Consider the following 22,699-nt stretch of genomic DNA (forward strand, 5'->3'; position numbering starts at 1 on the left):
CTGCTCACGTTAAGTGGGCAGCATTGTGAATGAATCGTTGAGAGGGCTACAGGAGATGACCAATGGCGATGAGCCGCCATTGGCTTATTGAAGATTAACGCTTATTTCTTGTTGTTTGGTTTCAATGTTTCACCAACGTTCAGCAGGAAGAGTTCATTATCGCGAGTAGACACACGCGTTGAACCGTCTTCCATGCGGTAACCGCCTTCGGTAAAGCCTGCGCCATTCAGGAACGGGGCAACGGACTGTGGCTGATTGCGTACCGCAGCTTCCAATGCTAACAGAGCATAAGGCTCGATAGTATCGACATCAGCATACTGCCTGTTGGGATCGGCCATGAAGAAGCCATTTTTATAACGTGTGCTGATAATGTTATCGCCCACTTTTTCTGCCAGCGACAAATAGTCTTTCACTTTGCTCGCCTGATACAGATCCAGCAGTGCAAACAGGGCATAGGGATCGTTGTTTTTGGTAGCGAGATCAACTTTGACGTCTTTACCCGGCGCTGAACCTAATTCACCCAGTCCCTCTGCGCCAGCGATACCGCGTGCAACACGCCACAGTTCAGCGTCCGGTGAAACGGTATAGGCGCGAGCATACGAAAGCAGGAACGAATTGTCCGCGGCATAAGGCTTGATCACCGTGCCTTTTTTACCGTAGTAGCCGTCACGCGGTAGAACGTAGTTGGAAAGATCTTTGCCGTTAGCCAGCATCGGACGGAACGTGTTGTCGGACTCGTTGTAGGCATATTTAGCGAAGGCTTTCAGGCCGTCGGTTGTCCACGTCAGTAATTCTTTGCCTTGTGCACCTAAATCTTTGCCTAGTTGGATCTGCATGAGCGCGTTTTCAGAATAGATCGTGCTGGTGCGTCCTTTCAGCATCATATTGCCTTCCAACGCAGTCGGGCCGAACTCTGGGCCAAATTGACGCTGGGCGCGATCGCCGTATTTGGAATGCGTATCCGCATCGTCGGTGGTTTCATCGCGTTTCAGCGCCTGCGTAAATTGATATACGCCGAGTCCGGTTGCTTTATCCCGTGGCAGAACATACTGCTGCGCCAGACGTTTTGCCCAGACCAGTGCGCCATCTTCTTTATTGTATTTATACAGCAGCGATGCGGAATAGATCAGATCGTTACCGGCATTCAGGAAGCTGAGGCCTTTGGTGGCAAAGAAAGGGGGCTGTTGCTCAAACGGGCTTTGCCAGAGTGCGCCCATTTTTTGCCCGTATTTACCGTGGCGACTGGTTTCCATAATCTTCCAGTCATAAACGTGCGCATTCCAGAAACCGCGAATAAAGCGCGCGGTCGCGTCTTTATCGACGCTGAACATCAAATCGTAGTAGGGATAGGCATTTTTCAGTTCATGCACCATCTCTTTTTCGCTCGGGCCTTCTGGTTGCAGCGTTTTTAAATCAACAAAGCGGTGGCCACCCCAAATCAGTAGGCCGCTCTCATCCTGATAATGTTGAAAATGGTACTTCACAATTGCTTCGGCACGCTGCTTATAGCTGGCGTTGCCGCTCAGGTTGCTGAGCCCAACCAGCACACGCATCAGGTTCTGCTGAGCGGAGAAGTTGGATAATACGGCCTGACGTCCATCAGGGAAGATCCACTCCATCTGTTTGCCAGTACGTGGATCGACGCCATCAGCAAGCAGTGGTGTAGATGATTGGCCGTGATAATGGTCACCAGCTTTCGCCAGCACGTTGTCAACATACTGATTGACGATGGTGAGACGGTCTGGTGTAGCAGCGCTGGCCTGTAAAGCGACTAGACCGGCAAGGAGCGATAGCGCAAATCTTTTCATGTTATCTACCTGTATAGCTTGTAATAAAGGGATCCTGCTTGATTAACAGGATCCCCGAGAAACATTGCGTAGCAGTAAGCCGTCGTTAGAAGGTATAGGTGAAGCCGACTTTGCCTTTTCCTTCACGCGATTTCACATCGCGCCCGCTAGCGACATCTTCGACGCCAACGTGTGCCGTCCAGTTGTCGTTGATGGTGTAAGACACGTCGAAGTCCTGCTGATAGTCATGCTTTTTGTTGTTTTGCAGCACGTAATCCGCGTGATAGTAGTAAGCGGTGTACGCCAGCGTGAAGTTATCAAAGCCTTTATAGGCAACGCCTGCTTCATAGCGATGACGGTGGGTGTCATCATCCGTGTTAGTGCGCTTGCTGCGGGTGATTTTTCTGAGGTCATAGCGATATTGCGCATGAAGATCCGTCTTATCCGTAACAGCCCAGGTTAGTTTTAAGCCCGGCGTATAGCGTGCACCGGAAGTTTGGCTATCACCGATGTTACCCACTGTGCCTTCACCGCTGGTGCCGCCGGAGTAGAAGCGCGCTTCCAGATTAGGCGTCAGTGTTAATTCGGGCGTTAAGCTATAGGCATAACCGGTATAAAAAGCATAAGAATTCGAGACGACATCATCGATGGTCAGATCTTTATTCTTATTATAAAAATTCAGTTCAACGCCGACGTACAGGCCATTATCCATAAAATGCCGCATACCAATTTCATCACCGTGATAGCGATTCATTGTTCCCCAACTATGTTCATAGCTGAGTTTGGTATCAGAGGCTGAGGCGGATATAGCATAAATTTGGGCAAAGAGAATACCGGCCACAAGGTAGCGTTTTTTCATTATGGGCACCATTAATATTGTTCGTTAATTATGAAAACTGTGCGCTGATAGACAAAAATGTATTCATGGATTTATTTTTCATCAACGCGATACGAAATACGGACTTTTTTCTTTATAAAATCCTGCGTTTCTTAGAAAACGTAGTTGAAACCAACCTTGATTTTCCCTTGGCGGCTTGATGATGTGCTGGATTGACTAATATCATCATACTCAATGTAAGGAGTTAGCTGTTTGTTTAACTTATATTGAACTTTGAACTGATGCTCATAGTCCGTTTTACCGTTGTCATAAACAGCATATTCTCTTTCTGTGAATTCACCCTTGCTATATTTATACGATTTGGTGGTGTTATCACCGATATAGTAGTTAAAAACGTAAGTCAGGCTAATATTATCAAACCCGGAATAGGTTACCCCTGCATCCAGACGGTGGCGCCCTGTGTCAGATTTTGATAAATAAGATTCCCCTGCGTAACCATATTTATCTGACGTGGAAATGGTCGAATAACGTGAACTACGAGTAGGTTTTTTATATTCGTAGCGATAGCGACCATAAGTGGACCAGTCGCCGTTGATCCGATAGTTATATTTTAGCCCCGGCTGATACATCATGGAGGCATTCCCGATGGAGAACTCGAAGCTAGGAGTCAAGGTTGCGGCCTTGCTTAGCTTGAAGTCCTTACCAATCACCATGCCGCCTGAGCCACCCTGCATGTCATCATAGGCAACGTCGTAATTGCTGTTTCCGCCCGCAGACGTACTGAATTTGACTTCGTACGACCAGCCGTCTGTTTTCTTATGAATGAGTTTGATGGAATCTGAGTGGCGGCGGTCTTCCGTCTTCCAGTTATGTTCATATTGGAAAGTGGTTTTGCCGTCGGTTTCTGCCTGGGTAAGGAAAGGGGCGAATCCGGCACAAACGATAAGTAGGTTACGTGTGTATATTTTCATTCTGTCTTTCTCTTTTTTGAATAAATAATATTTTTGGCGAGTGCAGTCTCTATCTTTAAAACCAGACAGTTGATGTCATTTTTTGGGCGTAAAAATAGAATCACCAGGAATGATGATGACGCCATTAATAAATGTCAGACAGGGCGTTCTCCCTGGTACATCAAGATCTATCAATTCATAAACCACTCCTTATATACGGTCTTGCTTATGAGTATTTCAATCAGCAAAATGGCTTATGCTGATGAGTGAGTGTCGATAATTTTTACCTTTTACGCGTCAATCTAATTAATCAGTAAACTTGATAATTAGGCTCTGTGTGGCATTATGGTGAAAAGGAAACACTGTTTCATTTATGTTGATCACACATTTGGTTACTCTTTGAAATTTTTTGTAATCATTTCGTCTGATTATTGTAAGAGAAGGGAGTAGGTATAGTAGGGATCTTTGTTGTCAGGTTGAGGGATGTATCTCTTGAACGTTAAAGATGATAGTGATATGTAATCGAACAACAACTGACCTGTTGTCTGTATTACTTCAACCACAAGTTCGAAAATAATTTTCTGGAAGTGACACTCCTATAAAATGAATAAGTAATCGACAGCCATCAAATATCCCTGAAGATTTTTAGGGAACCAATCCCATTTTCACGCCACTCATCCTTATACCCGTCATACTTCAAGCTGCTTGTGCGTTGTCTTCCCTTACTCACCCCAATCACTTACCTATGTAAGCTCCTGGGGATTCGTGCGGTTGCCGCGTATGAGTCTTGCCCTAAAGGGCCAACGCTTTGGCGTTGTTCAAAACGCTAGCGTTTTGTCACGCAACTCGAATTATTTAGGGTATAGATACTCCGTCATGCTGCGATCGGCGCGTTTGCAGGCCTTTCTGTGCTCGAGTGACGCGGTACATCCGTTTATTAAGTCTGATGACAGCAGAATGGGGACGCCAATGATCAACCGTATTGAGAGCAAAAGTAGTTGGGGAAACGCTGTGCCTGCGTATGGCGCAGAAGCCAACAGAGAACGTGGGCAACATGCCGCATTACCCACTGCGCGGTCGAGTTCGCGCTCTATCGATTTTGGTGATGTGCCGTCTAGCATGCCACCGACTTCCTCTGATTTGATAACGATGGCACCCACGCGTGTGCAGCCACCCATGCAGATTGCAGACAGTTCGCTGATTGCGGAGCCGAAACCTCTCGTTGATCTTCAGGCGATCGATAGCTCTGAACATAGTAACGCGACGGCATTGGAAAAGTGGTCGGCACTGCTGAGCGATCTGCCGGAAAACGAACGTGAGAAGGCGGCAAAGGAATTGAACCGTCCGCTGGCCGCAGCGAAAATGCTACAGGATGGCGGTGTCAGCGCGGAAAAAGCCCGGGTCTATCTGCGTGAAAATCCTGCCATCTACACGGCGATGGATACGGCAAAAGATGGCGGCAGAGCGGACGGACATATCTCGAATCGAGATACCAAATCCTTTATTAAAAATATGGAACGTCGCGCGAGCGATGCCAGCCACGCGGTGAGGGAATATCAGGCTAAAAACCCGGCAGCCGATGCACAGTCACTGCGGTTAGTACAATCTTCGGCGCTTTTGCTGGCTAATGAGCCGTTGCTTAATGCAGCCGATCCCAAAAAATCCTACACGGATTCCCCACCGCAGCAGAACGATAGCACCAGTACGCTGGCCGATTTGAACGCAATCATAACTAATAACCCGACGTTGTCACCTCAGCTTAAAGCGGCAGCTAAACTGTGGTCGAATCCGGGATTATTCGGGATCCTGGAGCATGCAGATGTTAAAGGCGAGAAGCTGGCGCGAGTTCCGCACGATGGCAAGCTGATGATGAAGGACATGAAAAGCTGGATTCGTGAACAGGCCCCGACAAACCGTCAGGAAGCGGAGGATACGCTGCACAATGCAGCAGCGTTAGGGCTGGCGGCAAAAACAGATATCAGCAAGCTGAATGATGCTGTTTTTACCCAGCCGCAGCAGTACAGCGGAGCGCAAAAATCGGCGACGCTGGTCAAACTGCAACAGACGCTGGAACAAGTGATGGCAGGGCGCGAATACCGGAACACTGAAGAAACGGAAAAGGTGCTGAACCAACGTATTGAGGCGCTACAAAAAGACGGAGATGTGATTCAGCATTTTGAGCGAGCGGTGCCGCGCGAGATAAACACCATTTTACTGTCCGACCCACTGTTAGCGCAGGCGGCAATAAGCCAACGTTTGGCGGCGGAGTCACCAAGCACACCGCGATCTGTTGGGCTTGATACTTCGCTTTCAGTTTCGTCTCATCCAGGTTCAGGAGCAAAAAGCGATGCGCAAGCGGTGAAAGATGCCGGACGCAGTGTGATGAACTTTGCCAAATCGTCACTGCATGCAGAGGATTTAACCAAGGCTGCGGGGAGTAAAACGGCCATTGGTCTGGCGGGTAAAGCGGGGGCTGCGATTGCCGGGAAAGTGGTTGGCGCTATCGCGGGTGAAGCCGCGGGTGCAGCGGCAGCCTCTGCCGTTGGCGCAGCCGCAGGTCCAGTAGGTTGGGCCGTGAGCGGGGCGCTCAGTATTGGTATGGGAATTGCGGAATTGGTCAATTTCTTCAACGCCAAAAGCAAACTCAAACATCGGCGGGAAGATTTTGCCAAGACGGTTAATCCCGTACTGGAACAGTTCAATATCCCTAAACCGCGCTAAGGCGTCAGCTTAAATCTCAAAACCGGGTGCAACTTCTTTGACCGGTTTTTTACACTCTTCTGGCTTCGGTTGATTCGCTGGCAGGTTTTTGCAGTCTGGTGCAAAAGGATTCAACGCATCGCGATTCAGATAGAGCACAAACAGGATCAGAATGAGGAGGGGAATCAGAATACGTTTTCTTTTCATGGCTATTTTTCTTGGTTGCGTTGCAAAAAATGTGTGTATGTTAAAAAAACAGGGAAAATTCTAACGTGTTGCGCGGCTTTTGTCTTTAGCCAGCCTTGCTTCCACTCTATTGTAGTGACTCGGCATAGCGAGATCGGTAGAGGTGAAAATGAAAAAGATTCGGTTTGCAGCGATTGGATTGGCACACAACCACATTTATGACATGTGTCAGCAACTCATTGATGCTGGCGCTGAGCTGGTTGGCGTATTTGAATCCGACCCAGATAATCGGGCAAAATTTACCTCGCTTTTCCCTTCCGTTCCTTTTGCCGCTTCTGCGGAACAGCTGATTACCGATGCGTCTATCGATCTCATCGCCTGTGCGGTGATTCCCTGTGACAGAGCCGAACTGGCGCTGCGCACGCTGGATGCGGACAAGGATTTTTTTACGGCGAAACCGCCGCTGACCACGTTGGAACAGTTGGATGCCGTTCAACGTCGGGTCGCGGAAACTGGCCGCAAGTTTGCCGTGTACTTTAATGAACGCATCAATGTGGATAGCGCGCTGTTTGCCGGTGAACTGGTGCAACGGGGCGAAATCGGGCGAGTGATTCAGACAATGGGCGTCGGCCCACATCGTGAACGCGGCGCGCGGCCTGACTGGTTTTATCAAAAGCGTCAGTACGGCGGGATCCTCTGCGATATCGGCATCCATCAAATTGAGCAATTTCTCTATTTTACTGGCAATACTGATGCACGCGTGGTGATCAGCCAAACGGCGAATTATCACCACCCGCACCATCCTGATTTTGAGGATTTTGGCGATGCGATGCTGCTGGGTGACAATGGGGCAACGGGATATTTCCGCTGTGACTGGTTTACACCGGATGGGCTGAGTGTCTGGGGTGACGGTCGTCTGACGATTTTAGGGACGGAAGGTTACATCGAAATCAGGAAATATGTCGACCTCACGCGCGGTGAAAGTAACGTCGTTTATCTGGTAAATAGCGACGGAGAGCAGCGTTTTACCCCAGCAAACAGCGTAGAACGCACCTTTTTTCCTGACTTTCTGCGTGACTGCCGTGAGCGCACTGAAAATGCAATGTCGCAGTCGCATATCTTCAAAGCGACAGAGCTGTCAATTCTGGCGCAGCAGGCGGCGAAGACGATTGCCTGATACGGTATTTTCCGCGAGTTACCCCTATAACAACTTATTTTATTAACAACCTATCTATAACAACCGTGCTCCGCGATGGCGCACGGTTGTTCCTTTTCTGTGCATGCTAATAAAGCCATTTCATTTAATGTCATATAAATCAATGAAGTGAAAACTGGCATGGTTTTCGCTTTAGTGAATTCAATCTTGTATACCAGATGGGATTCACACTATGCCAAGAATGACGGGACTCACGCTTCAGGAATGGAAACAGCATTACCAACAGCAGGCCGATAGCGTAAGCGAAACGCTAAATGCGCTGCTTGCTCGCTTCTCGACGGACGATCCGGCGTGGATCGTGCTGGCGACACCTGAGCTGCTAGAGGCGCAGATCGCGGCAATGCTGCCCCTATATCGTGAAAATCCAGATGCGCTGCCGTTGTTCGGCGTTCCCTTTGCTGTTAAAGACAATATTGATGTTGCAGGCTGGCCGACGAGCGCGGCGTGTCCGGCATTTACCTATCTGGCCGATAAAGATGCGACTGCCGTTGCCAAATTAAAAGCGGCAGGCGCAGTGGTTGTCGGTAAAACCAACCTCGATCAGTTTGCTACTGGTTTGGTCGGTACGCGTTCACCGTTTGGTGAAGTACCAAACACCTTCAATGCGGACTATATCAGCGGTGGTTCCAGTTCAGGATCGGCCTCGGTGCTGGCGCGGGGACTGGTCGCCTTTTCATTAGGCACCGACACCGCTGGATCGGGGCGTGTTCCCGCTGGGTTTAACAATATCGTCGGGCTGAAGCCGACGAAAGGGTGGCTATCGGCAAGCGGCGTGGTGCCAGCCTGTCGCCTGAATGACACGATTTCCGTATTTGCGCTGACCGTCGAAGATGCGTTTACCGTCGCAGAACTGGCTGGCGGATACGATGCCGCAGATGCTTATTCGCGTAGTCATCCGGGGAGTGCGCCAGCCTTGCTGCCGGAAAAACCGCGCGTTGCTATTCCCAGCGATCCGATCTTTTTTGATGATGCCGTCGCACAGGCTGCATGGCAGCTTGCGCTGGTTGAATTAGAGGCGACGGGGGCGACACTGCACCCCATCGATTTCAGTATATTCACACAGTTGGCAGAGCAGCTTTACCAAGGCCCTTGGGTGGCGGAACGTACGGTGGCGGTTGGCGATATGCTGCGCCAGCCAGAACGGATGGATCCGGTAGTTCACGGTATTGTGGCGAGCGGTGAGCGATTTAGTGCGGTGGATGCTTTCAAAGCCGAATACCTGCGGGCCGAATTGGCGCGCCAGATTCAGCAGACGCTGGCCTTATTCGATGCGTTAGTTGTGCCGACCTCGCCGACCATCCACACGCGTGAGGCGATGAAACGGGAGCCGGTGCGTAACAACTCCCAGTTGGGAATCTATACCAACTTTACCAATCTGGCCGATCTTTCGGCACTGGCGCTGCCTGCCCCTTTCCGTGGCGACGGTTTACCTGCGGGTATCACGCTGATTGCGCCCGCGTGGCACGACCGTGCATTAGCGAGCTTTGGCCAGCGCTGGCAAGCACAGCTCGCACTTACATTGGGCGCGACAGGAAAAGCGCTGCCTGCCAGCGCGGCCACATTACCGCCTTCCACATTACACGTCCGCCTTGCCGTTGTCGGCGCACACCTGACGGGCATGCCGCTGAATCATCAACTGACTAACCGTGATGCGGTAAGAATCGAAGAGACGCGCACGGCGGAAAATTATCGCCTTTATGCGCTGGCGAATACGCAACCTGCCAAGCCCGGTTTAGCAAAAAGCAGCGAGGGTGCGGCGATCACCGTCGAACTGTGGGATATCCCTCTGGCGCGTTTTGGTGAGTTTGTCGCAGAGATTCCGGCCCCGTTGGGTATTGGCACCCTGACGTTAGCCGACGGACGACAGGTTAAAGGCTTTATTTGCGAACCGGCCGCGCTGAGCGATGCCACCGATATCACCGCGTTCGGCGGCTGGCGTCATTGGCTCGCCCATCAGGAGGCGTCCCATGTTTAAGACCGTATTAATTGCCAACCGAGGTGAGATCGCCTGTCGCGCGATGCGCACGCTAAAGCGCTTGGGGATTACCAGCGTGGCGATTTATTCCGATGCAGATAAAAATGCGCAGCATGTGAAAGATGCCGATATCGCCGTATCGATTGGTGGGGAAAAGGCCAGCGATAGCTATTTGTGCATCGATAAAGTTCTGGCGGCTGCACAGCAGACGGGAGCAGAAGCGATCTGGCCGGGTTACGGTTTTCTATCCGAGAGCCTGCCGTTTGCCGCCGCGTGTGAGAAGGCCGGTATTGTGTTTGTTGGGCCAACCGCGCAGCAAATTGGTGAATTTGGCCTGAAGCACCGCGCCCGTGAATTGGCCGCTGCCGCCGGTGTGCCGATGACGCCGGGGACGCCGCTGCTGGCCTCGCTGGAGGCCGCGTTGGCTGCGGCAGAGGAGATCGGCTATCCGGTGATGCTGAAAAGTACCGCCGGTGGCGGGGGGATCGGCCTGACGCGCTGTGCCGATGCCGCTGCGTTACAGGCCGCGTGGGAGAGCGTGCGTCGTTTGGGAGAGCAGTTCTTTAGCGATGCAGGCGTGTTTCTCGAACGCTGCATCGATCGGGCGCGCCATGTAGAAGTACAGATTTTTGGCGATGGTAAAGGTCGTGTGGTGGCGCTGGGTGAACGTGATTGTTCATTGCAGCGGCGCAACCAGAAAGTAGTGGAAGAAACGCCTGCACCGCATTTGCCAGAAACTACGCGGGCGGCGCTGTTAGCTTCGGCGGTGAAGCTCGGTGAGTTGGTTAGTTACCGCAGCGCGGGGACGGTAGAGTTTATTTACGACGCCGAACGCGACGCGTTCTTTTTCCTCGAAGTAAATACTCGTTTGCAGGTTGAGCATCCGGTGACGGAGTGTGTCACCGGGCTGGATTTGGTCGAATGCATGCTGCGCGTTGCGGCAGATGAACCGCTGGACTGGGCGACATTGACGCAGACACCGCACGGTGCCGCGATTGAAGTACGACTCTATGCGGAAGATCCGCTGAAAAATTTCCAACCCAGCCCCGGCGTACTGACCGAGGTGATGTTTCCCGAAGGCGTGCGGGTCGATGGCTGGGTAAGCACCGGCACCGAGGTGTCGGCGTATTACGATCCGATGATTGCCAAACTCATCGTCCACGCAGAAACCCGTGAGCTGGCGCTGGAGAAGATGCAGCAGGCGCTGAATGCCACGCGTTTGCACGGTATTGCCACCAATCTGGATTATCTACGCCAGATTATCACTACCGACGCGTTCCGCCGCGGAACGGTGTGGACGCGGATGCTTGACAGCTTTACGCCGTCCGCGTCAGTGATTGAGGTCATCCAACCTGGCACCTGGAGCAGCGTGCAGGATTACCCCGGACGCCTCGGTTATTGGGATATTGGTGTGCCGCCATCTGGCCCGATGGACGATTTCGCGTTCCGTCTGGCGAACCGCATTGTCGGTAACGATGAGGCTGCGGCAGGGCTGGAATTTACGCTGCAAGGGCCAACGCTGCGGTTCCACAGTACTGCGGTGATTGCGCTGACGGGCGCCGACTGCCCAGCGACGCTGGATGGAGATGTCGTGCCCTATTGGCAGCCTGTTACAGTAACCGCTGGGCAAACGCTGACGCTGGGGCGGGCACAGTCCGGCTGTCGCACCTATCTGGCGGTACGCAACGGTATTGATGTGCCGCAGTATCTCGGCAGTCGCTCGACGTTCGCGCTCGGGGAATTTGGTGGTCATGCCGGACGAACGCTGCGAGTAGCGGATATGCTGGGTATTTCGCAACCTGAATTGCCTGCCTGCACCACGCCTGTTCCGGTGAGCGCGCCACAGGCTGTGGATGCTGCACTGATTCCGCAGTATGGCAACGAATGGCGTATTGGCGTGCTCTATGGCCCGCACGGTGCGCCGGATTTCTTTACCCACGCGGCGATCGACGAGTTTTTCGCAGCAGAATGGCAGGTGCATTACAACTCGAACCGACTGGGCGTACGTCTGGTGGGGCCGAAGCCCAGTTGGACAAGGGAAAACGGCGGTGAGGCTGGTTTACATCCCTCCAACGTTCACGACTGTGAATATGCTATCGGCGCGGTGAATTTTACCGGCGATTTCCCTGTGATCCTCACGCGAGATGGGCCGAGTCTGGGCGGATTTGTTTGTCCAGTCACTATTGCCAAAGCGGAACTGTGGAAAGTTGGCCAGGTTAAGCCGGGTGACAGTATCCGCTTCCACCCCATCAGTGCGGAGGAAGCGCTGGCACTGGAACAGGCGCAGTCTGATTGTGTTTCTACGCTGGGCGCGACGCATACGCCTGCGTTTGACGTCCCCTCGCTGGCGGTGACAGAACACGGCTCCGCAACGGTACTGGCCGCTGTGCAAGCCACAGCGACCACGCCAGCCGCCGTCTATCGTCAGGCTGGCGATAACTACGTTCTGATCGAGTACGGCGAGAATGTGCTCGATTTGGCGCTGCGACTGCGTATTCATTTGCTGATGATCGCGATCCGCGCTTCTGAGACGGCGGGAATAGAAGAGCTGTCGCCGGGTGTGCGTTCGCTACAGGTGCGTTATGACAGTCGGGTTATCCGCCAGCGTGCGCTACTGGACATGCTGCTCCATCTGGAAAACCAGCTTGGCGACGTCAGCCAGATGAAAGTACCGTCGCGCATCGTCCATATACCAATGGCGTTTGAAGACAGCGCCACGCTCGGTGCGGTTGAACGCTACCGTGAAACCGTACGTGCCAGCGCGCCTTGGCTACCGAATAACGTCGATTTCATTCAGCGTATTAATGGGTTATCGAGCCGTAATGACGTGCGTGACATCATTTTTGATGCCAGTTATCTAATTCTGGGACTGGGCGACGTTTATCTTGGCGCGCCTTGTGCGGTGCCGGTCGATCCACGTCATCGTCTGTTGAGCTCCAAATACAATCCAGCGCGTACCTTCACAGCCGAAGGCACGGTTGGCATTGGCGGCATGTACATGTGCATTTACGGCATGGATTCGCCGGGCGGCTATCAACTGGTGGGACGCACGCTGCCGATCTGGAACAAATTTCTCAAAAACGATCAGTTTATCGCGGGCGAACCGTGGCTGCTGCGCTTCTTCGATCAGGTACGGTTTTATCCGGTCAGCGAAACCGAACTAACGGCGCTGCGTGAGGATTTCCGCGAAGGACGTGCTGCGATCCACATTGAGGAAACCGAATTTGATTTCGCTGAACACACGCGTTTTCTGACCGAACAGGCCGACGATATCGCTGCGTTTCGCCAGCGTCAGGCATCTGCATTTGAAACCGAAGTGGCGCTGTGGCAGCAGGAGGAGGACAGCACGCCGCAGGAGGAGGTTTTAATCGCTCCCGTAGAAGACGAAGACGCCTTCCAGGTCAGCGCAGATATGAACGGCAATATCTGGAAAGTGCTGGTGAATGCAGGGGATGAAGTTGAGGCCGGACAGCCGCTGATCATCGTTGAAGCGATGAAAATGGAACTGACGATTAGCGCGCCGCAGTCTGGCCGAGTGAAGCGCATCGGCTGTCAGCCGGGGCGTCCGGTCAGTCCTGGTGATGCCTTACTATGGTTGGAATAAAGAACTGGCTGGAATAAAGAACCGGCTGGAATAAACGGCGAGACGGAGAAAACGATGCGAACAGGTACACAAAAAAATAACAAAGATCGCCCGGAAGCGCTGGCTGAACGGGTGTATCAGACGCTGAAAAACGACATTTTCGACTTTCGCCTGATGCCGGGCGATCGCTTCAGTGAAAGTGAGATTGCCGAGCGGATGTCGGTTAGCCGCACGCCGGTGCGTCAGGCGCTGTTTTGGCTGGAGCGGGAAGGGTATGTCGAAGTCTATTTCCGCAGTGGCTGGCAGGTTCGCCCCTTTGATTTTGCCTATTTCGAAGAACTGTATGACTTCCGCATTGTGCTGGAGCGTGAAGCCATTCGGCGACTGTGTGGTATGCCGCCGGGACGCTGCGCCGAGTTATTGGCCGATCTGAAACGCTTCTGGATTGATGAACCCCGTCTGGATGACGGAAAGGTCGTGTCCCGCTACGACGAAGGGTTTCACCGTGGGCTGGTTATGGCGGCGGGCAATAGTGAAATGGCGCGGATTCACGGCGAGCTGACGGAGAAAATCCGCATTATTCGCCGTCTCGACTTCACCCGTGAGGATCGCATCGACGCGACCTATAAAGAACACGCTCAGATTTTACTGGCGATCTTGCAACAACATACAGAGGAGGCGCAACGCATTCTGACCGACCACATTGCTGTCAGTAAGGCCGAAGTCAGAAAGATCACCTTGCACATGCTACAGCAGGCGCGGCCTCAATCGGTTTCACCTGATACATCACACGATTCCATTCTTACTCAACACGACTTAAGGGCTAATAAATGAAAAGACGTTCATTGCTAAAAGTTTTTGCGCTTTCTGCGACGGTGGTTGGTATGGGGTTGACCTGGAGCGTGCAGGCGGCGGAAACCATCAAAGTCGGGATTATGCATTCGCTGTCCGGCACGATGGCGATTTCGGAAACGCCGCTGAAGGACGTGGCGCTGATGACTATTGATGAGATCAACGCTAAAGGCGGGGTGTTGGGTAAAAAACTGGAGCCGGTGGTGGTCGACCCCGCTTCGAACTGGCCGCTGTTTGCTGAAAAGGCGCGTCAGTTGCTAACGCAGGATAAAGCGGCGGTGGTATTCGGCTGCTGGACATCGGTATCGCGTAAATCGGTGCTGCCAGTGTTTGAAGAGTTAAACGGGCTGCTGTTCTATCCGGTGCAGTATGAGGGTGAAGAGATGTCGCCGAACGTATTCTATACCGGTGCGGCACCGAATCAGCAGGCGATTCCCGCGGTGGAATATCTGATGAGTGAAGACGGTGGGGCGGCGAAGCGTTTCTTCCTGCTGGGTACCGATTATGTCTATCCGCGTACCACCAACAAGATCCTGCGCGCGTTCCTGCATTCGAAAGGCGTGCAGGACAAGGATATCGAGGAAGTCTATACGCCGTTCGGCCACAGCGATTATCAGACCATCGTTTCCAACATCAAAAAATTCTCGACGGGCGGTAAGACGGCGGTGGTTTCTACCATCAACGGCGATTCCAACGTTCCTTTCTATAAAGAGCTGGCGAATCAGGGCATCAAAGCGACCGATGTGCCGGTTGTCGCGTTCTCTGTAGGTGAAGAGGAACTGCGCGGCATCGATACCAAACCGCTGGTCGGCCATTTGGCGGCGTGGAACTACTTTGAATCGGTCGATAATCCAACCAATGCCGATTTTGTTGAAGCCTACAAGGCCTACGCCAAAGCGAAAAACCTTCCTAACGCGGGCACGGTAGTGACTAACGATCCGATGGAAGCAACCTATGTCGGCATTCATATGTGGGCGCAGGCGGTAGAGAAAGCCGGCACCACGGACGTAGATAAAGTGCGCGCCGCAATGGCGGGTCAAACTTTTGCCGCGCCGGATGGCTTTACGTTGACGATGGACAGCACCAACCACCATCTGCATAAGCCAGTCATGATTGGCGAAATCGAAGAGAACGGTCAGTTTAACGTGGTCTGGCAAACCGATAAACCGGTTCGTGCCCAGCCGTGGAGCCCATACATCGCCGGTAATGATAAGAAGCCCGATCATCCAATAAAAGCAGCGCAGTAGAGTTGAGTTCCTGGCCTTAATAGTTTTGTTATCCAGCGTAAAAAATTATGCATCGGCAGGTATGACCGCCGAGTGAGCGGCATGGATGCTGCAAGTCGGGCGCGCATATGGATATTGCATATGAATAGCGGCGTTATAGCGCACGAAATACTCACTGCATCAGCATAAAGGTATGGCGGTGAGACTGCCGGATATAGAAGGCAAAATAAATGGTGCGAATAGATATTCCCTCTCTTATATGGCGGACATTGCGATGATTAGTCGTCACTTATCTATGTTTGTGCTGTCGCTGTGTCTGATGCTTCCCGTTTTGGCACAGGCCGGGCCCGCAGCCGATTTTACCGCCGCCAGCCGCACGCAGCAGGCAGAGTTACTGCAACAATGGGCCGCTGCGCCGGAGCCCGCACGCTTGCCGTTGCTACAGGCACTACGCGACGAATCGGTGGTACTCGATCAAAATCAACAGCCGTTTATAGATGTGCAAGGCACGTTAACGCCGCTGGAAGGGCATGCTCAGCCGGTAGGCGCGACAAAAAAGCTGTTTATGAATAACCGCCTGCGCGTGCTGATTGCCACCGCGTTGGCTTCACACCAGTTAGTCAGTGATGATGTCGCAACGCGTCTGAATGCGGTGCGGCAATTGCAAGGTGACAGCAGTGCGGAACAACTGCCTCTGTTGGTGCAACGCCTTGGGGTAGAGAAAGATGCGCAGGTGCACGATGCGCTCAATATCGCTATTGCTACCCGCCAGTTAAGTGATGCCGATCCGCTGGTGCGTCTTGATGCGGTCAAGCGACTAGGGCAGACCGGCGATCCGCAAATGCAGGCACTGTTACAGCCGTTGACGCAGGTACCGAATGAATCAGATACCGGCGTGCGTGCGGCAGCGCAGGAGAGTCTGGATCAGATTAAACAAAGTTTGATCGTCGGCGATCTGTTAGGGCAGGCATTTACCGGACTGTCGCTCGGTTCTATTTTACTGCTGGCTGCGCTGGGTCTGGCGATTACCTACGGATTATTGGGCGTCATCAACATGGCGCATGGGGAAATGCTGATGCTGGGCGCGTACGCAACCTGGCTGGTGCAGTCGCTGTGCCAGCAGTTTGCGCCCGCCTGGCTGGCGTATTATCCGCTGCTGGCGCTTCCGGTCGCCTTCTTTATCACGGCAGGTATCGGCATGGCGTTGGAGCGCACGGTGATTCGCCATCTCTATGGTCGGCCGCTGGAAACGCTGCTGGCAACCTGGGGTATCAGCCTGATGCTGATCCAACTGGTGCGGATGTTGTTCGGTACCCAAAATCTGGAGGTCGCTAACCCCGCGTGGCTGTCCGGCGGGCTGCGCCTGTTGCCGAATTTGGTACTACCGTATAACCGTATTGCGGTGATCTTGTTTGTCCTCGGCGTGCTGTTACTCACCTGGCTATTACTCAATAAAACACGACTCGGTATGAACGTTCGGGCGGTGACGCAAAACCGGGCGATGGCAGACTGCTGCGGCGTGCCAACCGGACGCGTTGACATGCTGGCTTTTGGTCTCGGCTCCGGTATTGCGGGTCTGGGCGGTGTGGCGCTGTCGCAATTGGGCAATGTTGGGCCGGAGCTGGGACAGGGTTACATCATCGACTCCTTCCTCGTCGTCGTGTTGGGCGGTGTTGGGCAGCTTGCAGGAACGGTGGTGGCTGCATTTAGTCTCGGCATTCTTAACAAAGTGCTGGAGCCGCAGATCGGCGCCGTGTTGGGCAAAATCGTCATTCTGGTATTGATCGTACTGTTTATTCAGAAACGGCCACAGGGGCTGTTTGCATTCAAAGGACGGGTGATTGACTGATGACGCAACCTATTACGCAGCCCATGACAATAACCCTGACGCAGCGCGCACCGCGACTTATGATTGGCCTTGGTTTGAGCATACTATTGGCCTTGCTGATACTGCCATTTTTCGCGCTGTTGCCTGCGGAGAATCCGCTGGCTATCTCCACCTATACACTGACGCTGATCGGCAAAATTCTATGCTATGCCATTGTTGCCGTCGCGTTGGATCTGGTGTGGGGCTACGCCGGATTGCTATCGCTTGGTCACGGCCTGTTTTTTGCGCTGGGTGGCTATGCTATGGGCATGTATCTGATGCGGCAGGCCGCTGGCGAGGGGATGCCCGCGTTTATGTCATTCCTGTCGTGGACGGAGCTACCGTGGTTCTGGACCGGTACTCAGTATTTCGCTTGGGCGCTGTGCCTGATCGTATTGGTGCCGGGCGTACTGGCGTTTGTATTCGGCTGGTTCGCGTTCCGTTCCAAAATTAAGGGCGTCTATTTCTCCATCATGACGCAGGCGCTGACCTATGCCGGGATGCTGCTTTTCTTCCGTAATGAAACCGGCTTTGGCGGCAACAACGGATTTACTGGTTTTACCACGTTGCTGGGCTTTCCCATAACTGCCACCGGTACACGCATCGGGCTGTTTGTTGCCACCGTGCTGTTGCTGACTGCCAGTCTGTTAGTGGGGTTTGCGCTGGCGCGCAGTAAATTTGGCCGCGTGTTGACAGCGGTGCGCGATGCGGAAAACCGTCTGATGTTCTGCGGCTACGATCCGAAAGGCTTCAAACTGTTTGTCTGGACGCTTTCTGCCGTGCTATGTGGGCTGGCGGGTGCGCTGTATGTGCCGCAGGTTGGCATCATCAACCCCAGCGAAATGTCGCCGACCAATTCTATCGAAGCCGCTATTTGGGTCGCACTGGGCGGACGTGGAACCCTCATCGGGCCGTTGCTCGGTGCGGGAATCGTCAACGGGGCAAAAAGCTGGTTTACCGTGGCTTTTCCCGAATATTGGCTGTTCTTTTTGGGGCTGATGTTTATTCTCGTCACGCTGTTTTTGCCGCGTGGTGTGATTGGATTGCTGACGAGGAAGAAACATGACTGAGCCTGTATCTGTACCCCTGGTGTCTGCACAGACGGTTTCTTCACCGACCCAGTTTGCTCAGCTACATCCATCGGATCGCCATCGGCACCAGACCGACCCGGTACTGCAACTCGACAAGATCAACGTGAGTTTTGATGGTTTCCGAGCGCTGACCGATCTCTCTTTGCAGATTGGCGTGGGGGAATTGCGCTGCATCATTGGACCAAACGGTGCAGGGAAAACCACGCTGATGGATGTCATCACCGGCAAAACACGACCGGATAACGGTAAGGTGTTTTACGATCAGTTCACTGACCTCACGACGCTATCGCCAGTGGATATTGCCCGTGCGGGAATTGGGCGAAAATTCCAAAAGCCGACCGTGTTTGAAGCGCTGACGGTGTTTGAAAACCTCGAAATTGCGCTGAAAACCGACAAATCGGTGTGGGCAAGCCTGCGTGCCAGATTGAACGGTGAGCAACGTGACCGGATTGACGACACTCTGGCGCTGTTGCGGCTTGGTCACGAACGGCAACGACCCGCAGGGCTGTTGTCGCATGGGCAAAAGCAGTTTCTGGAAATTGGCATGCTGTTGGTTCAGGAACCGCATCTGCTGTTGCTCGATGAACCTGCCGCTGGGATGACGGATGCAGAAACCGCCTATACCGCCGAACTGTTCCGCAGTTTGGCTGGTAAGCACTCGTTGATGGTAGTGGAACATGATATGGGCTTTGTCGAGAGCATTGCTGACCACGTTACGGTGTTGCATCAGGGACAGGTGCTGGCGGAAGGCTCGCTGCGCGAGGTGCAGGCGAATGAGCAGGTCATTGACGTTTATCTGGGGCGCTAACATGTTAGAGATTTCAGAACTGAATCAATATTATGGCGGTAGTCACATTCTGCGCGGCTTATCTTTTGAGGTAAACCCCGGCGAAATTACCTGCCTGTTAGGGCGCAATGGCGTGGGGAAAACTACGCTGCTGAAATGTTTGATGGGGCTGATTCCGGCGAAGTCTGGCACGATTCGCTGGCAAGGCGAAGCTATCAATGTGCGCAAGCCCTATCAGCGTGTGCAATCTGGCATTGCCTATGTGCCACAGGGACGAGAGATTTTTCCTCGCCTGACGGTGGAGGAGAATCTGCTAATGGGGCTATCACGTTTTCCGGGCAAACAGGCGCGACAGGTACCGGAGGAGATCTACCAGCTTTTTCCCGTGTTGGATGAAATGAAACAGCGGCGCGGTGGCGATTTGTCCGGCGGCCAACAGCAGCAGTTAGCGATTGGGCGGGCGCTGGCCTGTAAACCACAGTTGCTGATTCTGGATGAACCGACAGAAGGCATACAGCCGTCGGTGATCAAAGAGATTGGCGCGGTGATTCGCCAACTGGCGCAGCGTGGCGATATGGCGATTCTGCTGGTTGAGCAGTTTTACGACTTCGCCGCCGAACTGGCAGATAGCTATCTGGTGATGTCACGCGGGGAAATCATACAGCGCGGGCGAGGTGAAACGATGGAGCAAGACGGCGTAAGGGGACTGGTCGCGATTTAACCGCGTTATTCAAGTTGAAGCCAATTTAACCTTGGCTGACAATCAAGAATTTATCTATGCAAGTTATTATGTTAAAGATGATAGGAGATCGGTATGCGGTTGGATACTTGGCGTTCAAAATGAAATTGATGACGCATGCATGTGGTATTTAGATAAACAAGCAGGTGATGTTATTTACTATAAAAAATTTGGTGAGTATTTTTATGCTACTTCATTAAATGATGGAGATAATAAAGATAACCGTCGCAAAACGGCTTGTTGGCACAAGGGAAACGTAGTAAGCCAAGCATTCTTTAAGCTGAGATAAATATAGCGGGTCAAGATTAGATCTGAGTTATCTTTACCAAGATATATATCTGTAATGTCGTTAATCAGGCAGCCGAGATAAGAATAGAACGCTGAAAATTCTATCTGGCTGCCTGGTGTCGATAACTGTTAAGGTCGTTGTTATGTTGAGATTTCAGTTGAATGTCTCACAGCACCTTATTCAAAAAGTTGATCGTCCGCGGATGGCGGGGATGGTTTAACACCTGCCAGGAATCACCGCTTTCGACAATCTTGCCATCCACCATAAACACCACGCGGTCGGCTACTTCACGGGCGAAACCGATTTCATGTGTGACGACGACCAATGTCACGCCGGAGCGGGCGAGCGATTTGATCACATCCAGTACCTCACCGACCAATTCGGGATCGAGTGCGGACGTTGGTTCATCAAATAACATCACTTTCGGCTTGAGCGCTAGCGCACGGGCAATCGCGACGCGTTGCTGTTGGCCACCGGAAAGATGGCGAGGATAAGACTGTGCTTTATGGCGCAGACCGACGCTTTCAAGCAGGGTAAAGGCGATATCTTCCGCCTCCTGCCGTGAATACAGTTTATGCGCCAGTGGAGCTTCAATGATGTTTTCCAATACGGAAAGGTGAGGGAACAGATTGAAATTTTGGAACACATAGCCGACGTTGATACGCTGACGCAACACGTCTTTTTCTTTCAATTCATAGAGCGTATTCCCTTTGCGTCGATAACCGATATAGTCGCCGTCGATGCGGATAAAGCCTTCGTCCACGCGTTCAAGATGATTAATCGTACGCAGCAACGTGGATTTCCCCGAACCAGATGGACCAAGGATCACTGTGACGGAACCCGGCGCTAGCGTCATATTGATATCCTCCAGCGCTTTATGCTGACCAAAATGTTTCGCGACATTGCGGATTTCGATCAACCCGCGGGCGTTTTCTGCCTGTGGCTGCGCGGTGGTTCGGGCGTGAGCAAAATAATCGATAGCTTCGGACATAGTGAATCTCCAAAAGTTGGGGTTAACGTGCGCGCTTGCGTGTCAGGAAACGGAAGAGTCTCTGGCGCGGCGTTAGCGGCATTTCACGTACCGCACCGCGGGATACATAGCGTTCCACGTAGTATTGGACGATGGATAGCACCGTGGTAATCAGCAGATACCAGATGGTCGCGACCATGAGCAGCGGAATAACCTGCTGCGTACGGTTGTAGATGACCTGAACGGTGTAAAACAGCTCCGGCAGCGCCAGCACATAGACAATCGAGGTGCCTTTAGCGAGGCTGATAATCTCGTTAAAACCGGTCGGGAGAATCGAACGCAGCGCTTGCGGCAAAATGATGCGTACCGTGCGGCGTCCGCCGGGCAGACCGAGTGCAGCGGAGGCTTCAAACTGACCTGCGTCCACGCCAAGAATACCGCCGCGAATAATTTCCGCCGTATACGCGGATTGCACCAGTGTTAGGCCAAGCACGGCGACGGAAAATTGATCCAGTAAATCAATCGTCGGATAGCGCAGAAAGACGATAGAGGTGAACGGTACACCCAGCGCCAGCTCGTCATAGAGATACGAAAAGTTATAGAGGATGATCAACACCAGAATCAGCGGTAGCGATCGAAACAGCCAGATATACAACCATGACAGAGTAGATAACAGATAAGACGGCGACAGCCGGGCCAGCGCCAGCGCAGTACCGAAAAAAATACTGAATAGCGTGCCAAGCGCGGTCAACAGTAGCGTCTGCCCCAACCCGGCAAGGATGACCGGGTTAAAAAACCACTCGGCAAAAACCGCCCACTCCCAGCGCGGGTTCAGTGCGATGGACTGAATAATCCCGGCAAAAATAAACAGTGAAAATAGTGCACCAGCAAAGCGAAAAGGGTAGCGCGCTGGAACAATGTTTAACGGCGGTTCCTGCGCCTGGCTCAGCGGTGGTTGCTGAGAAGACGTTTGTAGAGATTGCGTCATGATCGATACCATTTGGAGATGAGGCTGAAAAATGTCGTTTTGTTAATGCATAGGGTTATTGCCAGTGCGTAAGGGTCAACACACTTTCAAATGGCGGGTGATCAGCTCGACTTCTGTTTGCCGTGCAACCCGTGGTGTCGCCGTTTCGAATAGCGCTTTCTTAAACGGTAAACGCCCGTCGTATGGCGGAAGGCTATAGGTCACGGGATCGACGGTGGTATCGAACTGAGGGGTATAACCGTGGCTCAGGTATAAGCGCACCGCTTCAGGCTGACGGAAGCCTGTGGTTAGGAAAAAGTGCTGATAGCCTAATCGCCTGGCGTGTTGCTCCAGCTCTTGCATCACTTTCCCAGCCAGCCCCTGACGGCGTAGTGAGTTATCCGTCCATACCCGCTTAATTTCGGCCGTGGTGTTGTCGTAGCGTTTAAACGCCCCCGTTGCGATGGGGATACCTTGACGCAGCAGCGCAATAAAAATGCCGTGTGGCTGCTGGTAGATTCCCGGCGGATCGCTTTCCCTCTCACCGAAAAAATCGCCATATCGCTGCTCATATTCTGCGAACAGGCCATCGATAATGGGTGCCACGATAGGATCTTCGGGCTGGGTAACAATAAAGATATCGTTGGACATTGAATGCTCCTGATTCATTAGGGGA

The 22,699-nt window shown here is 52.7% G+C and carries 18 protein-coding genes; 11 read left to right on the plus strand and 7 right to left on the minus strand.

Translation table 11 applies throughout. The annotated features are described in order from the left end of the window. Positions 1 to 101: 101 nt before the first annotated feature. The 3 genes from CLR69_RS04310 to CLR69_RS04320 all read right to left on the minus strand — a co-directional run bounded on the left by CLR69_RS04310 (position 102) and on the right by CLR69_RS04320 (position 3,596). Positions 102 to 1,808, minus strand: a complete 1,707-nt coding sequence (locus CLR69_RS04310; protein WP_129711159.1) for a pectate lyase — start codon at positions 1,806 to 1,808, stop codon at positions 102 to 104. Positions 1,809 to 1,893: 85 nt separating this feature from the next. Next, positions 1,894 to 2,646 (minus strand): oligogalacturonate-specific porin KdgM family protein, encoded by a 753-nt coding sequence (locus CLR69_RS04315; protein ID WP_129708317.1) that lies wholly within the window; start codon positions 2,644 to 2,646, stop codon positions 1,894 to 1,896. 131 nt (positions 2,647 to 2,777) lie between these two features. After that, the gene (locus tag CLR69_RS04320) at positions 2,778 to 3,596 is read right to left on the minus strand and encodes an oligogalacturonate-specific porin KdgM family protein (RefSeq protein ID WP_129711160.1); all 819 of its coding nucleotides are present in this window, start codon (positions 3,594 to 3,596) and stop codon (positions 2,778 to 2,780) included. A gap of 948 nt (positions 3,597 to 4,544) precedes the next feature. Between CLR69_RS04320 and CLR69_RS04325 the strand changes: the two genes are divergently transcribed. Next, complete coding sequence (locus tag CLR69_RS04325) at positions 4,545 to 6,296, plus strand: type III effector HrpK domain-containing protein (RefSeq protein WP_129711161.1); 1,752 nt, start codon at positions 4,545 to 4,547, stop codon at positions 6,294 to 6,296. Between the two features lie 9 nt (positions 6,297 to 6,305). On the opposite strand, the gene CLR69_RS22835 is transcribed toward CLR69_RS04325, so the two are convergent. Beyond that, positions 6,306 to 6,482 carry a hypothetical protein gene (locus tag CLR69_RS22835; RefSeq protein ID WP_165345942.1) on the minus strand — a complete coding sequence of 59 codons (177 nt, stop codon included), beginning with the start codon at positions 6,480 to 6,482 and terminating at the stop codon, positions 6,306 to 6,308. A gap of 148 nt (positions 6,483 to 6,630) precedes the next feature. Between CLR69_RS22835 and CLR69_RS04330 the strand changes: the two genes are divergently transcribed. The 10 genes from CLR69_RS04330 (at position 6,631) to CLR69_RS04375 (ending at position 20,086) form a co-directional block, all read left to right on the plus strand. Further along, a complete protein-coding gene (locus CLR69_RS04330; RefSeq protein ID WP_129711162.1) occupies positions 6,631 to 7,638 on the plus strand; it encodes a Gfo/Idh/MocA family protein in 1,008 nt (335 codons plus the stop codon). Positions 7,639 to 7,849: 211 nt separating this feature from the next. Then, on the plus strand, positions 7,850 to 9,652 hold the full coding sequence (atzF, locus tag CLR69_RS04335) for an allophanate hydrolase (RefSeq protein WP_129711163.1): 1,803 nt from the start codon (positions 7,850 to 7,852) through the stop codon (positions 9,650 to 9,652). Further along, positions 9,645 to 13,256 (plus strand): urea carboxylase, encoded by a 3,612-nt coding sequence (uca, locus tag CLR69_RS04340; RefSeq protein ID WP_129711164.1) that lies wholly within the window; start codon positions 9,645 to 9,647, stop codon positions 13,254 to 13,256. The genes atzF and uca overlap by 8 nt, the downstream gene beginning before the upstream one ends. Positions 13,257 to 13,310: 54 nt before the next feature. After that, on the plus strand, positions 13,311 to 14,069 hold the full coding sequence (locus tag CLR69_RS04345; RefSeq protein WP_129711165.1) for a GntR family transcriptional regulator: 759 nt from the start codon (positions 13,311 to 13,313) through the stop codon (positions 14,067 to 14,069). Further along, positions 14,066 to 15,334: an urea ABC transporter substrate-binding protein gene (gene urtA, locus CLR69_RS04350; protein WP_129708294.1), complete on the plus strand. Its 1,269-nt coding sequence runs from the start codon at positions 14,066 to 14,068 to the stop codon at positions 15,332 to 15,334. Before CLR69_RS04345 ends, urtA begins: the two co-directional genes overlap by 4 nt. A gap of 238 nt (positions 15,335 to 15,572) precedes the next feature. Continuing rightward, the gene (gene urtB, locus CLR69_RS04355) at positions 15,573 to 17,162 is read left to right on the plus strand and encodes an urea ABC transporter permease subunit UrtB (RefSeq protein ID WP_129711516.1); all 1,590 of its coding nucleotides are present in this window, start codon (positions 15,573 to 15,575) and stop codon (positions 17,160 to 17,162) included. An 11-nt stretch (positions 17,163 to 17,173) separates the two neighbouring features. Then, positions 17,174 to 18,250: an urea ABC transporter permease subunit UrtC gene (urtC, locus tag CLR69_RS04360; protein ID WP_129708369.1), complete on the plus strand. Its 1,077-nt coding sequence runs from the start codon at positions 17,174 to 17,176 to the stop codon at positions 18,248 to 18,250. Beyond that, positions 18,243 to 19,079, plus strand: coding sequence for an urea ABC transporter ATP-binding protein UrtD (gene urtD / locus CLR69_RS04365; protein ID WP_242451544.1), 837 nt, complete (start codon positions 18,243 to 18,245; stop codon positions 19,077 to 19,079). Before urtC ends, urtD begins: the two co-directional genes overlap by 8 nt. Position 19,080: 1 nt before the next feature. Further along, positions 19,081 to 19,779 carry an urea ABC transporter ATP-binding subunit UrtE gene (urtE, locus tag CLR69_RS04370; protein WP_129711166.1) on the plus strand — a complete coding sequence of 233 codons (699 nt, stop codon included), beginning with the start codon at positions 19,081 to 19,083 and terminating at the stop codon, positions 19,777 to 19,779. Positions 19,780 to 19,810: 31 nt separating this feature from the next. Then, positions 19,811 to 20,086, plus strand: coding sequence for a hypothetical protein (locus CLR69_RS04375; protein ID WP_129711167.1), 276 nt, complete (start codon positions 19,811 to 19,813; stop codon positions 20,084 to 20,086). A gap of 166 nt (positions 20,087 to 20,252) precedes the next feature. On the opposite strand, the gene CLR69_RS04380 is transcribed toward CLR69_RS04375, so the two are convergent. The 3 genes from CLR69_RS04380 to CLR69_RS04390 all read right to left on the minus strand — a co-directional run bounded on the left by CLR69_RS04380 (position 20,253) and on the right by CLR69_RS04390 (position 22,674). Continuing rightward, positions 20,253 to 21,077 (minus strand): amino acid ABC transporter ATP-binding protein, encoded by an 825-nt coding sequence (locus tag CLR69_RS04380; RefSeq protein WP_129711168.1) that lies wholly within the window; start codon positions 21,075 to 21,077, stop codon positions 20,253 to 20,255. 22 nt (positions 21,078 to 21,099) lie between these two features. Beyond that, entirely contained in the window at positions 21,100 to 22,044 is a 945-nt protein-coding gene (locus tag CLR69_RS04385; RefSeq protein WP_129711169.1) for an amino acid ABC transporter permease, read from the minus strand. 75 nt (positions 22,045 to 22,119) lie between these two features. Next, complete coding sequence (locus CLR69_RS04390; protein ID WP_129711170.1) at positions 22,120 to 22,674, minus strand: GNAT family N-acetyltransferase; 555 nt, start codon at positions 22,672 to 22,674, stop codon at positions 22,120 to 22,122. Positions 22,675 to 22,699: the final 25 nt, after the last annotated feature.

The sequence above is a fragment of the Pectobacterium zantedeschiae genome (assembly GCF_004137795.1).
Classification (GTDB): domain Bacteria; phylum Pseudomonadota; class Gammaproteobacteria; order Enterobacterales; family Enterobacteriaceae; genus Pectobacterium; species Pectobacterium zantedeschiae.

What these genes read in the sequence shown, in the direction of transcription:
- CLR69_RS04390 (WP_129711170.1), bottom strand. Translation starts at nt 22,674, where the DNA reads ATGTCCAACGATATCTTTATTGTTACCCAGCCCGAAGATCCTATCGTG.
- CLR69_RS04345 (WP_129711165.1), top strand. Translation starts at nt 13,311, where the DNA reads ATGCGAACAGGTACACAAAAAAATAACAAAGATCGCCCGGAAGCGCTG.
- atzF (WP_129711163.1), top strand. Translation starts at nt 7,850, where the DNA reads ATGCCAAGAATGACGGGACTCACGCTTCAGGAATGGAAACAGCATTAC.
- urtA (WP_129708294.1), top strand. Translation starts at nt 14,066, where the DNA reads ATGAAAAGACGTTCATTGCTAAAAGTTTTTGCGCTTTCTGCGACGGTG.
- CLR69_RS04310 (WP_129711159.1), bottom strand. Translation starts at nt 1,808, where the DNA reads ATGAAAAGATTTGCGCTATCGCTCCTTGCCGGTCTAGTCGCTTTACAG.
- urtE (WP_129711166.1), top strand. Translation starts at nt 19,081, where the DNA reads ATGTTAGAGATTTCAGAACTGAATCAATATTATGGCGGTAGTCACATT.
- CLR69_RS04330 (WP_129711162.1), top strand. Translation starts at nt 6,631, where the DNA reads ATGAAAAAGATTCGGTTTGCAGCGATTGGATTGGCACACAACCACATT.
- urtD (WP_242451544.1), top strand. Translation starts at nt 18,243, where the DNA reads ATGACTGAGCCTGTATCTGTACCCCTGGTGTCTGCACAGACGGTTTCT.
- CLR69_RS04325 (WP_129711161.1), top strand. Translation starts at nt 4,545, where the DNA reads ATGATCAACCGTATTGAGAGCAAAAGTAGTTGGGGAAACGCTGTGCCT.
- CLR69_RS04380 (WP_129711168.1), bottom strand. Translation starts at nt 21,077, where the DNA reads ATGTCCGAAGCTATCGATTATTTTGCTCACGCCCGAACCACCGCGCAG.
- CLR69_RS22835 (WP_165345942.1), bottom strand. Translation starts at nt 6,482, where the DNA reads ATGAAAAGAAAACGTATTCTGATTCCCCTCCTCATTCTGATCCTGTTT.
- CLR69_RS04315 (WP_129708317.1), bottom strand. Translation starts at nt 2,646, where the DNA reads ATGAAAAAACGCTACCTTGTGGCCGGTATTCTCTTTGCCCAAATTTAT.
- CLR69_RS04385 (WP_129711169.1), bottom strand. Translation starts at nt 22,044, where the DNA reads ATGACGCAATCTCTACAAACGTCTTCTCAGCAACCACCGCTGAGCCAG.
- urtB (WP_129711516.1), top strand. Translation starts at nt 15,573, where the DNA reads ATGGCGGACATTGCGATGATTAGTCGTCACTTATCTATGTTTGTGCTG.
- CLR69_RS04320 (WP_129711160.1), bottom strand. Translation starts at nt 3,596, where the DNA reads ATGAAAATATACACACGTAACCTACTTATCGTTTGTGCCGGATTCGCC.
- uca (WP_129711164.1), top strand. Translation starts at nt 9,645, where the DNA reads ATGTTTAAGACCGTATTAATTGCCAACCGAGGTGAGATCGCCTGTCGC.